The following is a 12,185-nucleotide window of genomic DNA, read 5'->3' as shown; positions in this document are numbered from 1 at the left end:
TACAAACCTATGCGGTAATGCCAAACAGCCTGGTGAACTGACGCTGTCCTTCGCGGGTGATGCTCAGCGCACGACTATCAAGATCCCGTTCAACCCATGCACGACGAAACATCAACGCAAGCAGTGCTGCTCCCAGTGCGCCACCGATATGAGGTCTACGCTCACTCCAGTCAAGGCACGAACAGGCAAAGCGACGACGCGCCTTGCGCACGGCACTGATATCCAGCCCAAATCGCTCCAGTGCGGCAGTCCCATCAGCGCTTAGTTCATAGGCAGTATGATCAGAAGAGATTTTCGTCAGCCAGCCTTGGCTTTCCATGTGGTCGTGTACCCCAACCGCAACCACGCCAGCCATGTGGTCGTAACACGTGCGCGCCTTGCGCAATCTGTCTGGCGTATTTGGTATAAAGCGTGCCTGAGGTACATTCGCAACGCGCATCAAAGCTTCCAGCGCAGTGGCAACCTCCGCGCTCGCCAATTGGTAATATCGATGTTTTCCTTGCGCCAGCACTTGAACCAGGTTTTGTACTTTCAGTTTTGTTAAATGGACACTTGCTGTTGAAGGGCTGACTCCTGCGACTACAGCCAATTCGGTACTGGTTCTGGCACGACCATCCATTAGGCAGCACAGCATCCTGGTCCTCGCTGGTTCTGCAATAGCCCCAGCAACCCCCGACAAATAAGCATCAACGAAATTAGCATCCATAGTTTGATGGTAAGCGAATTGTTCCTCGATATCAAGGAGCACACTTACTCCAACCTCACACAATATTTGATATCCAAAGCAAAGGGTATTTCATGATAAAAAATTCCATTTTTCTACTAGCTTTCTTTTATTCTCTGGAAAGTTCGCAGGCTCAAAACATAATTTCAAAGAATCAAAATATGACAACGATGAACACGGTTGAAATCTTAAGCACAGCAAGTCACATACAAGGTCTTGAAATTCGGCTGTTACACAAATCGTCCGAAAAATTCGACGCTGATCCAATACTCATACTTCATGGTTCAAGCTTTCCTTCCGCACTAGCCTCAGATTTTAAGATGGGCAATATTTCATGGATGGATCAACTAGCAGCCCATCGACATGATGTTTATGCGTTGGATTTTCTTGGGTACGGACATTCTGATCGATATCCAGAAATGCTGAATGGAAGCCACAAGGTTGTTGGAAGAGCCGCTAGTGCGGTAGAAGACGTTGATATGGCAGTCGAATTTATACTGAAAAAGACGGGACGGGGTCGCGTCGTACTGATTGCACATTCGTGGGGTGGCACTGTGGCCGCACTATATGCAGGAAAATTTAAAGACAAGATAAGCAAGTTGATTTTATTTTCCGCCATTACTAACAGAAATGAAAATTCGGAGCGCGATTTAGTTGAGGGACCGTATGATGAAATGACGCCAACTGAGAGAATTTCCGGGATGAACAGTCTGGCGCCAGCAAATTCGGAAAGACTATTGGCAGCAGATGTGTTTAACAAATGGGGATCTGAATGGCTAATTTCTGACGCTGCTTATAATGCTGATTCCAGGAAAACCGTTCGCTTCCCTTCTGGCCCCAGCCAGGACATTGACGATCTATTGCATAACTTGCCCTACTATGATCCAAGTCAAATTATCGCTCCTACACTACTAGTGCGTGGGGAATGGGATAAATACCCTTCTAACGATGATTTTAAGCAGTTGCTCAACGCATTAAAGAATGCATCATATAAAAAGTACGTCGTTATAGAGAACGGAACGCATGTTATGCATCTGGAAAAGGCCCGTTTCGCGTTATATGAAGCTGTTTTATCATTTATAGATTCAGACAACACAGGGGGCGCCCAACAAACCGAGGCCACCACCATTCCCCTTATGTAAGTTTCTCGTAAGTTTCAAGCAAGTCCCGCGTAAGGTTTCGCCTGCACACTCCAAACTAGCTGCACCATATATAAATAATCAAGGAGACCGGCATGGCTACATTGCAACCAACCGTAGGCGGGATCAAACCTGCGCGCGGCATCACTCCAGAGGAGCGCAAAGTTATTTTTGCCTCGTCCCTGGGCACCGTATTCGAATGGTATGACTTTTATCTGTACGGCTCGCTGGCGGCTATCATCGCCAAGCAGTTCTTTTCCGGCACCGATCCCAATACCGGTTTCATTTTTGCATTGCTGGCGTTTGCCGCCGGTTTCATCGTGCGCCCGTTTGGCGCGCTGGTGTTTGGCCGCCTGGGCGACATGATCGGCCGTAAATTCACCTTCCTGGTGACGATCCTGATCATGGGGGCGTCAACCTTTATCGTCGGCATCCTGCCGAATTACGCAAGTATCGGGATTGCCGCTCCTATCATCCTGATTTCCCTGCGCATCCTGCAAGGCCTGGCGCTGGGCGGCGAATATGGCGGCGCAGCTACCTATGTCGCCGAACACGCACCGGACGACAAACGCGGCGCCTTCACCTCATGGATTCAAACCACTGCAACGCTGGGCCTGTTCCTGTCGCTGCTGGTGATCCTGGGTGTGCGTAGCGCGGTCGGCGAAGAAGCTTTTGCTTCTTGGGGCTGGCGCATTCCTTTCCTGGTCTCGGTGATCCTGCTGGCGGTCTCGGTCTGGATTCGTTTGTCGATGAATGAATCGCCCGCCTTTGCCAAGATGAAGGCGGAAGGCAAGACCTCCAAAGCACCGTTGACCGAAGCTTTCGGCCAATGGAAAAACCTGAAGCTGGTGATTCTGGCGCTGATCGGCCTGACTGCCGGTCAAGCCGTAGTCTGGTATACCGGTCAGTTCTATGCCCTGTTCTTCCTGACCCAGTCGCTGAAAGTGGACTTGTCCACCGCCAACATCCTGATCGCGCTGTCCCTGTTGCTGGGCACGCCGTTCTTTGTGATCTTCGGCACACTGTCCGACAAGATCGGCCGCAAGCCTATCATCATGGCTGGCTGCCTGATTGCAGCGCTGACCTACTTCCCGATCTTTTCCGGCCTGACACACTACGCCAATCCGGCCCTGGAAGCTGCACTTAAAAGCGCTCCGGTGATCGTCACTGCCGATCCAGCCACCTGCCAGTTCCAGTTCAACCCAACCGGCACCAAGAAATTCACATCGTCTTGCGACATCGCCAAAGCCAAGCTGTCGGCGGCTTCGGTGAACTATGAGAACGTGGTCGGCGAGCCGGGTTCAGTTGCCACCATCAAGATCGGCGAAAAGATCCTGACTTCGTATGACGCTAAGGGCTTGTCGAAAGAAGATGCGGCCGCCAAGGACAAGGCATTCTCGACCGAGCTGGCCGGCGATATCAAAGGCGCAGGTTATCCAAGCAAGGCCGATCCGGATCAGATGAATAAACCGATGGTGCTGTTGCTGCTGTTCATCCTGGTGATTTACGTGACCATGGTTTACGGTCCGATAGCGGCGATGCTGGTGGAAATGTTCCCGACCCGCATCCGCTACACCTCGATGTCCATGCCCTACCATATCGGCAATGGCTGGTTCGGCGGTTTGCTGCCTACCACCGCCTTTGCCCTGGTGGCGTTCAAGGGTGATATCTACTACGGCCTGTGGTATCCGATCATCATCGCCGCGGCGACCTTCGTGATTGGCATGCTGTTTATCAAGGAAACCAAGGACTACGATATTTACCAAGCCGAGCGCTAATGAAAGATATGGCATATCCTTACGGCTATGCCTGAGCAGCGCAAACCAAGCCGCCGGATAATACTGGCGGCTTTTTTCATTTTGCCAACTGTCCTTGCGCCCCGATATTTGGTATTGTCAGGCGTTGGCAAACGGTTGGTAAACGATAACGCCGAGCTTTAGGGCCTGCTTTAAGAAATAAACATCCTCTTTGCGAATTTTCACTGCCATCATTTTCCTCACCTTTCAACGATTATTGCGACGCCTCATGCGTCGCCGCTCCTTTCCAATATGAAGACACCTATCAGACTCGGTACCCCGCTCTCCCCCTCCGCCACCAAAGTCATGTTGCTGGGCTCCGGCGAACTCGGCAAGGAAGTCATCATCTCGCTGCAACGGTTGGGCGTCGAAGTGATTGCCGTCGACCGTTATCCGAATGCCCCCGGCCATCAGCTCGCGCACCGTTCGCATGTGATCAACATGGCCGATGGCGCGGCGCTGGAAGCGCTGATTGCGCAGGAACAACCTGATCTGGTAGTGCCGGAAATCGAAGCGATTGCTACCGAAACCCTGGTCGCGCTGGAAGCCGCCGGCAAGATCACCGTGATCCCCACCGCGCGCGCCGCCTGGCTGACCATGAACCGCGAAGGCATCCGCCGCCTGGCCGGCGAGACGCTGGCGCTGGCGACCTCGCCCTACCGCTTCGCCAACAACCTGGAAGAATTGAAAGCCGCTTGCTCAGCCATCGGTTTTCCTTGCGTGATCAAGCCGGTCATGTCGTCGTCCGGCAAAGGCCAGTCGAAGCTCGACAGCGCCGATGAAATAGAAGCTGCCTGGGCCTATGCCGCAGCCGGCGGCCGGGTCGATTCCGGGCGAGTCATCGTTGAAGGTTTCATCGATTTCGATTATGAAATTACGCTGTTGACGGTCCGAGCGCTGCAAGCGGATGGCAGCATCGCCACCCATTTCTGCGAGCCGATCGGCCACATCCAGGTGCAAGGTGATTACGTCGAATCCTGGCAGCCGCATGCTATGCATCCGGAAGCATTGCACAAGGCGCGCGATATCGCCAAGAAAGTCACTGACAATCTGGGCGGCCTGGGTCTGTTCGGCGTCGAATTGTTCGTCAAGAACGAGATGGTCTGGTTCTCCGAAGTCAGCCCGCGCCCGCACGATACCGGCATGGTGACCATGGCCAGCCAGCAGCAAAGCGAATTCGAGCTGCACGCCAAGGCTATCCTCGGCTTGCCGGTCAATGTCGCCCTGCGCAGCCCGGCAGCGTCAGCCGTCATCTACGGCCAGCACGATGCCAAGGGGATTGCCTTTGAAGGCGTTGCGGACGCATTGCGCGTGCCAGGCGCGGATATTCGCCTGTTCGGCAAGCCGGAATCGTTCCAGCGGCGTCGCATGGGAGTGGCGCTGGCCACAGCCGATGATGTCGAGACCGCACGGATACGGGCTAAACAGGCCGCGGCCAAGGTCAAGCCGGTGATCGTCGAATAATTGGATTGCTGCATCGCTGTACCGCGGCACAGTAACAACGAGTAGTAGAGACATCGCCCCTTACCTCGGTGCGGGGCGATCCGGATTAAAACAATAACCACCAATTCATCATGAAATTCGATGTCGCCATTATCGGTAGCGGACTGGCCGGCCTGTCGGTCGCACTGCACCTTGCTGAGACTAACAAGGTCGCAGTCATCTCCAAACGCGCGCTGCTCGACGGCGCCAGCAACTGGGCCCAAGGCGGCATCGCTGCCGTGCTGGATTCCGGTGACAGCCATGAACAGCATATCAATGACACCCTGATCGCAGGCGCCGGTTTATGCGATGAAAGTGCGACCCGCTTCATCGTTGAAAACGGCCGCGCCGCGATTGAGTGGCTGATCGAACAAGGGGTGCCCTTTACTCCCGACGCCAGCGCCGAGCTGGGCTTTCATCTGACCCGCGAAGGCGGTCACAGCCAGCGCCGGATCATCCACGCCGCCGACGCCACCGGCCATGCAGTGCAGGTGACGCTGGAACAAAAAGTGCGCGCCCACCCCAACATCACACTACTGGAAGATCATTATGCGATCGACCTGATCACCTCGAAAAAGGTGGCGGCCGGCGAAACTGGCGATACTTCACTGCGCTGCCTCGGCCTCTACGCCAAGAACGTCAAGACCGGCAAGGTACTGACCCTGGCCGCCAACCACACGGTGCTGGCAACCGGCGGCGCCGGCAAGGTCTATCTGTACACCACCAATCCCGACAGCGCCACCGGCGACGGCATCGCCATGGCCTGGCGCGCCGGTTGCCGGGTCGCGAATATGGAATTCATCCAGTTTCATCCGACCTGCTTGTACCATCCTTACGCCAAGTCCTTCCTGATTACCGAAGCCATCCGCGGCGAAGGCGGCGTGCTCAAGTTGCCGGACACCGAAGGCGCCGACGCCGGTATGCGCTTCATGCCGGCGCATGACGAACGGGCCGAACTGGCGCCGCGCGACGTGGTGGCGCGGGCGATTGACTTCGAGATGAAAAAACGCGGCCTCGATCATGTCGATCTGGACATCACCCATAAGTCGCCGGAATTCCTGAAAGAGCATTTCCCGACCATCTACGCCCGCTGCCTGGAATTGGGCATCGACATCACCAAACAGGCGATCCCGGTGGTGCCGGCAGTCCACTTCACCTGCGGCGGCATCGTCACCGATCTGAACGGCCGCACCGACTTGCCCGGTTTGTACGCGGTCGGCGAAACCGCCTATACCGGCTTGCACGGCGCCAATCGCCTGGCCAGCAATTCGCTGCTGGAATGCGTGGTGATCGGCCGCGCTGCCGCCAAGTACATCGCCCAGCAAGACAAACCGAAAGCGATCCCGCTGCCGGCCTGGGATGAAAGCCGTGTGACCGACGCCGACGAAGAAGTCGTGATCTCCCACAACTGGGACGAGCTGCGCCGTTTCATGTGGAATTACGTCGGCATCGTGCGCACCAATAAACGCCTGGAACGCGCTCAGCACCGGATCCGTTTGCTGAAGGAGGAAATCGACGAATACTACGCCCACTTCCGCATCAGCCGCGATTTGCTGGAGCTGCGCAACCTGGTGCAGGTGGCGTCGCTGATCGTCGAAAGCGCACTGTCGCGCCATGAAAGCCGCGGTTTGCACTACAGCCAGGATTATCCAGAGACCTTGGCCAAAGCTTTACCCACCGTGCTGACGCCGCAGCGCCGATAGCCCGGCGAATTGCGCACCAAGAAACGGAGTGTCAGCTGCCGGCAACGGCGCGACACTTCCGTTTTCCAAGAAAATCAAAGAATGCCATGACTTCAAAACTTCCGCGCGCCCTTCCCCCTTCTTTGGTCGCCCTCACCTGGTCCAATCTTGCAGCGCAATCGGCCGAGCAACTCAGCCTGGCGGCTACGCCCATCATGGCGGTGCTGTTGCTGGGTGCAGGGCCGGGCGAGATCGGTACGCTGGCCGCGGTGCAGTCGCTGCCGTTCCTTCTTTTGTCGATTCCGTTCGGTCTGCTGGCCGACCGCACCTCGCGCAAGCGCCTGATGGTGAGCGCCGAGGCGCTGCGCATGCTGGCTTTGCTGGGTGTGCTGGCGGCGCTTCTGTCCAACCATCTGTCGATCGGATTGCTGGCGGTGCTCGGTTTCATCGGCGCCGTCGGCACTGTCGGTTTCAGCGTCGCCGCTCCTGCCATCGTGCCGGCGCTGGTAGGACGCGAGCTGCTGGCGAAAGCCAATGGCCGGCTGGAACTGGCGCGCAGCGCCGCCTTTGCCGCCGGCCCCGCTCTCGGCGGCGCGCTGACTTCATGGGCCGGCGCCCCGACTGCGTTCGTGCTGGCAGCCATCCTGTCCGGTTCGGCCGTAGCGTTGCTGTTGCAACTGCGTGAGCCGCAACGCGCGCCCGCAGCACCGCGTCATCCTCTTCTGGAACTGCGCGACGGCGCGCACATGGTCTGGCGCGACAACTTGCTGCGGCCGATTCTGTTGACCGCCGTGGCCTGGAACATCTCCTGGTTCGTGTTACAGGCGGCTTATGTGCCTTACGCGGTGCGAACGCTCGGACTTAGCGCCGGCGCGGTCGGTATGACACTTGCCGCGTATGGCGTCGGCATGATGACGGGCGCGCTGCTGACGCCGCGCGTGGTGGCGAAGCTGCCGTTTGGCAGGGCGATTCAGCTTGGCCCGGCGGTCTCGGTACTGGCGGCGCTTACCATGGTGGCAACATTGGTGGCGCCGAGCGGCGTGCTGGCGGGCTTGGCCTTCTTCCTGTTCGGCGTCGGCCCGATCATCTGGGTCATCACCTCGACCACGCTACGCCAGACTGTCACGCCCGGCGCTATGCTGGGACGCGTATCGGCGATTTTTCTCACCGTCAATACGGGAGCGCGGCCGATTGGCGCCGCACTTGGCGGCATGGTAGGCGCGCGCTGGGGCGAACCCGCTTGCCTGGTGCTGGCGCTGGCAGGGTTCGTGGTGCAAGCCTGGATCATATTCAGTTCCGAAGTGCGCGTGCTGGAGCGCCTGCCCGTGCCGCTGGTCTGATCTGATCTGATTAAGCGGCAGTGTCGCTTCCAGCGCATCTCAGCTATGCTTGGACCTCAAACCAAAAAAAGAGGAGAAACGATGAGTGCAGCGTCGCCGCAAATCACAGCCAGCATCCCGTCGCAAAACAGCGCAAGACGAGTGATCTTTGCCAGTTTCATCGGCACCGCGATTGAATTCTACGATTTCTATGTTTACGCAACTGCGGCAGCACTGGTAATCGGCCCGATATTTTTCCCCCACGATTCACCAACGGCGCAAGCACTATCGGCCTTTGTCACCTTCGGCATCGCGTTTATTGCGCGGCCGATCGGGGCCTTTCTATTTGGCCATTTCGGTGACCGGATCGGACGCAAATCGACGCTGGTGATTTCACTGCTGGTGATGGGCGTCGCCACCACGCTGATCGGATTTTTACCTGGTTACGCCAGCATTGGCGCCCTCGCGCCCTTCCTGCTATGCGTGCTGCGCTTCGCCCAGGGCATCGGCCTTGGCGGCGAATGGGGCGGCGCGGCATTGCTCGCAACCGAATACGCTCCGCCGGGAAAACGCGGCAGGTATGGCATGTTTCCACAACTCGGCCCCTCCGTCGGTTTTTTGATGGCGAACGGTCTGTTCCTGGCGTTGGCCTTAGGTCTTTCGGATGAACAGTTCAAGAGCTGGGGCTGGCGTGTGCCGTTTATTTTCAGTGCAGCGCTGGTGGTGCTGGGACTGTATGTGCGAATGAAGATTGCCGAAACACCGGTGTTTGCAGCGGCGCTGGAGAAGCGCGAGCGCGTCAAAGTGCCGGCTGTCACGCTGTTCAAGCATCATTGGCGGCCAGTGATGCTGGGCGCGGTAGCGATGATCGTCTGCTACACGCTGTTCTATATTGCGACCGTGTTTTCGCTGTCTTATGGCGTCAGCACTCTGCATATCCCGCGTCAGGAATTCCTCGCGCTGCTGTGCCTGGCGGTCGTGTTCATGGCCCTGGCGACACCGCTGTCTGCCGTTGCCAGCGACCGTTTCGGCCGCCGCCCGGTACTGATCGCCGGTACCCTGGCGGCTATCGCGGCAGGCTTTACCATGCAACCGCTGTTCGGCAGCGGCAACACGCTGGCGATTGCCTTGTTCCTGATCATCTTCCTGTTCTTGATGGGCGTCACATTTGCGCCTATGGGAGCGTTGCTGCCTGAGCTGTTTCCCACCAGCGTGCGTTATACCGGCGCCGGGGTGGCCTATAACATCGGCGGTATTCTCGGCGCATCGGTGGCGCCCTACATCGCCCAATTGCTGGCGCAGCGTGGCGGCCTGGCCTATGTCGGTGCCTACGTATCGGCGGCAGCGGCGCTGAGCCTGATCGCGGTGCTCTGCATGCGAGAGACACGTCACGCTGATCTGCAGCAGGTCTAGCAACACAAACACGACACATTATTCAAATAACATAACGGAGACAGAAGTTGAAACAAACATCCCTTTCCCTGAAAAAAAATCTGCTCAATCGCCTGGTTTTCGCAACGCTGGCATTAAGCGCGAGCTTGGCGCTGGCAGAACCGGTGGCGCCGGTATACGACCTCGCGCAAAAAGAAAAACCAGCGATGCTGGACACCATGCGCGACCTGGTGAATATCGAATCCGGCAGCCAAGACCTTGAAGGCCTGGCCAAAATCGCCAGCCTGATTCGCGATCGCCTGACACAGCTGGGCGGCAAGGCCGAACTGCTGGATGCGCCGGAAATTTATCGGATGGGCGACACGCCGGAAAAGATTGGGCAGATCGTCCATGCGGTTTTCAAGGGCAACGGCAAGCGCAAGATCATGCTGATCGCGCATATGGACACGGTATACCTGCGCGGCATGCTGAAGGACCAGCAATTCCGGGTTGACGGCGACAAGGCCTACGGCCTCGGCATTGCCGATGACAAACAGGGTATCGCCACCATCCTGCATACCATCGCCATCCTGCAAAAAATCGGCTTCAAGGATTACGACACTTTGACCGTCTTGATCAACGGCGATGAAGAAATCAGTTCGCCCGGCGGCCGCAGCCTGCATACCAAACTGGGCGCGGAACAGGATGCTGTGTTTTCCTACGAAGGCGGCGGCGCTCAGGGCCAGTTGCGGCTGTCCACCAGTGGCATCGCAGCCGCTTATCTGACGGTTGACGGCAAATCTTCGCATGCCGGGGCGGCGCCGGAAAAAGGCGTCAACGCCTTGTATGAATTGTCGCACCAGCTGCTGCAACTGGATTCCTTGTCGCAACCGGAACGCGGCTTGAAATTGAACTGGACCGTGGCCCAAGCCGGCAGCAACCGCAACGTGATTCCTGCCAGCGCCAGCGCACAAGCCGATGCCCGCGCCTTGAAGATGAGCGACTTCGAGCAGTTGCAGACGCAGTTGCAAGAGCGTATCAAGAAACAACTGATCCCCGACGCCAAGGTCCATCTGAAATTTGAAATGCGGCGGCCACCGCTGGAAACCAACGCCGCTTCCCGCACCATCGCTGGCTATGGCAAAAAAATCTATCAGGAACTCGATCTGCCGTTGACGGTAGTGGACGTCGCCAGCGGTGGCGGCACCGATGCGGCGTTCGCTGCATTGAAATCCAAGGGAGCCGTGATCGAAGGGATGGGCTTGACCGGCTATGGCGCGCATTCGAATGACGCGGAGTACGTGGTCTTGACATCGATTGTCCCGCGCCTGTATTTATCGGCGCGGCTGATCATGGATGTTGCCCAGGGCAAAGTGCAATAAGGCTGCAATAAGTCCCTATGTAAGTACTGGGAAGGCCGGTCCTATTGCTCGAAGTAAGCTTTCTTAGGGCGTATTTTCAAGCGATTGAATAGCAGTTGCAGGTGAGAGTATCCAAAGCCATGGGGGAATCCCATGGCTTTTTGCATTCCGCGCTTGGCAAGGTTTCAACTCCTTGCCGGCGGATCAACTCTTATTTGGAACTACCTGGACACTATGACTGCGTCTTCCACGTTACAGCATTCAGCCGCACAGCATTCAGCCGATACGTCGCACCGCAAGCCTGGTCGCATCATCGGCGCCGGCCCGTCCAGTAAGCAAATCGACAAAGTCCAACTGCTGCTTGCCCGCCAGCGCTTCGCCGAAGCGGAACAAGCTATCCGCTCGCTACTTGCACGCTTTCCGCGCGATGGATTTTGCTGGAAATTGCTGGGGGTGGCGCTATGGAGCCAGCAGCGCCCCGCGGATGCGCTGCAACCGATGCAGAAAGCGGTCGCGCTGCTGCCCACGGATGCCGAAGCGCACAAAAATCTCGGCGTGGCTCTGATAGAATTGTTTCGCTTCGACGACGCGGAAGTGAGCCTGCGTGAAGCCCTCAGGCTGGCGCCGGCATCCGCCGAAATCCGCATGATACTGGGCAGCGCTCTGCAGCAACTGGAACGGCTGGACGAAGTAGAAGCGCTTTACCGCAGCGCCTTGGAACGCAAGCAGGATTATGCCAGCCAACCTGATTTGCACGGCAACATCTATAACAACCTCGGCAATACCTTGCGCGCCAAGGGTTGCCTGACAGAGGCAGAAGCCAGCTATCGCCGCTCACTAGAGCTGCGACCGAACATTGCGGCGGTATATGTCAATCTAGGCAGCGCTCTGTTAGAACTGGGAAAATTTTCCGACGCACAGGGCTGCTTCCGCCAGGCACTGCAGATTACCCCCGACTATGCCGCCGCCTACAGCAACCTGCTGTTCTGCGCCAGCAATAACGCCGATATCGCCCCGGCCGCACTATTTGCCGAACACCTGCGCTTCGCCGAGCAGTTCGAAGCGCCGCTGCGAGAGCATTGGCCGCTGCACAGCAATCCGCGCGATCCCGAGCGCCGCCTGCAAGTCGGCCTGGTCTCCGGCGATCTGCGCAATCACGCGGTCGCCTCGTTCCTCGAACCGGTGCTGGAAAAGCTGGCCTCGAATACCTCATTGTCGCTGCACGCCTATTCCAATCACGCCATCCAGGACGCCGTCAGCCAGCGTCTGCGCGGCCATGTCGCACACTGGCATTCCATCGTCAGCCTGAGC

The 12,185-nt window shown here is 57.5% G+C and carries 9 protein-coding genes; 8 read left to right on the top strand and 1 reads right to left on the bottom strand.

Annotated features, from left to right (window positions below; translation table 11 throughout):
• Positions 1–7: 7 nt before the first annotated feature.
• A complete protein-coding gene (locus VNZ60_RS04300; protein ID WP_414648772.1) occupies positions 8–706 on the bottom strand; it encodes an ArsR/SmtB family transcription factor in 699 nt (232 codons plus the stop codon).
• A gap of 92 nt (positions 707–798) precedes the next feature.
• Between VNZ60_RS04300 and VNZ60_RS04295 the strand changes: the two genes are divergently transcribed.
• From VNZ60_RS04295 to VNZ60_RS04260, 8 genes are all read left to right on the top strand, one after another.
• Positions 799–1,866, top strand: a complete 1,068-nt coding sequence (locus VNZ60_RS04295; RefSeq protein ID WP_325657190.1) for an alpha/beta hydrolase — start codon at positions 799–801, stop codon at positions 1,864–1,866.
• Between the two features lie 92 nt (positions 1,867–1,958).
• Positions 1,959–3,641, top strand: coding sequence for an MFS transporter (locus tag VNZ60_RS04290; RefSeq protein ID WP_325657189.1), 1,683 nt, complete (start codon positions 1,959–1,961; stop codon positions 3,639–3,641).
• Positions 3,642–3,911: 270 nt separating this feature from the next.
• Complete coding sequence (purT, locus tag VNZ60_RS04285; protein ID WP_325657188.1) at positions 3,912–5,123, top strand: formate-dependent phosphoribosylglycinamide formyltransferase; 1,212 nt, start codon at positions 3,912–3,914, stop codon at positions 5,121–5,123.
• A 110-nt stretch (positions 5,124–5,233) separates the two neighbouring features.
• The gene (nadB, locus tag VNZ60_RS04280) at positions 5,234–6,844 is read left to right on the top strand and encodes an L-aspartate oxidase (RefSeq protein ID WP_325657187.1); all 1,611 of its coding nucleotides are present in this window, start codon (positions 5,234–5,236) and stop codon (positions 6,842–6,844) included.
• A gap of 86 nt (positions 6,845–6,930) precedes the next feature.
• Positions 6,931–8,163, top strand: a complete 1,233-nt coding sequence (locus VNZ60_RS04275; RefSeq protein ID WP_325657186.1) for an MFS transporter — start codon at positions 6,931–6,933, stop codon at positions 8,161–8,163.
• Positions 8,164–8,244: 81 nt separating this feature from the next.
• On the top strand, positions 8,245–9,555 hold the full coding sequence (locus VNZ60_RS04270) for an MFS transporter (RefSeq protein ID WP_325657185.1): 1,311 nt from the start codon (positions 8,245–8,247) through the stop codon (positions 9,553–9,555).
• 92 nt (positions 9,556–9,647) lie between these two features.
• Positions 9,648–10,895 carry a M20/M25/M40 family metallo-hydrolase gene (locus VNZ60_RS04265; protein ID WP_414648771.1) on the top strand — a complete coding sequence of 416 codons (1,248 nt, stop codon included), beginning with the start codon at positions 9,648–9,650 and terminating at the stop codon, positions 10,893–10,895.
• A gap of 213 nt (positions 10,896–11,108) precedes the next feature.
• A partial coding sequence (locus tag VNZ60_RS04260; protein ID WP_325657184.1) for a tetratricopeptide repeat protein occupies positions 11,109–12,185 on the top strand: 1,077 nt, incomplete at its 3' end.

This window comes from Collimonas sp. (assembly GCF_035566375.1).
Lineage (GTDB): Bacteria > Pseudomonadota > Gammaproteobacteria > Burkholderiales > Burkholderiaceae_D > Collimonas.
The sequence above is the reverse complement of the archived record's forward strand: the minus strand, read 5'-3'. Positions and strand labels throughout refer to the sequence as shown.

Bases quoted from the DNA above. Each gene is read 5' to 3' on its own strand.
- nadB (WP_325657187.1), top strand. From the start codon at position 5,234: ATGAAATTCGATGTCGCCATTATCGGTAGCGGACTGGCCGGCCTGTCG.
- VNZ60_RS04300 (WP_414648772.1), bottom strand. From the start codon at position 706: ATGGATGCTAATTTCGTTGATGCTTATTTGTCGGGGGTTGCTGGGGCT.
- VNZ60_RS04290 (WP_325657189.1), top strand. From the start codon at position 1,959: ATGGCTACATTGCAACCAACCGTAGGCGGGATCAAACCTGCGCGCGGC.
- VNZ60_RS04295 (WP_325657190.1), top strand. From the start codon at position 799: ATGATAAAAAATTCCATTTTTCTACTAGCTTTCTTTTATTCTCTGGAA.
- purT (WP_325657188.1), top strand. From the start codon at position 3,912: ATGAAGACACCTATCAGACTCGGTACCCCGCTCTCCCCCTCCGCCACC.
- VNZ60_RS04275 (WP_325657186.1), top strand. From the start codon at position 6,931: ATGACTTCAAAACTTCCGCGCGCCCTTCCCCCTTCTTTGGTCGCCCTC.
- VNZ60_RS04270 (WP_325657185.1), top strand. From the start codon at position 8,245: ATGAGTGCAGCGTCGCCGCAAATCACAGCCAGCATCCCGTCGCAAAAC.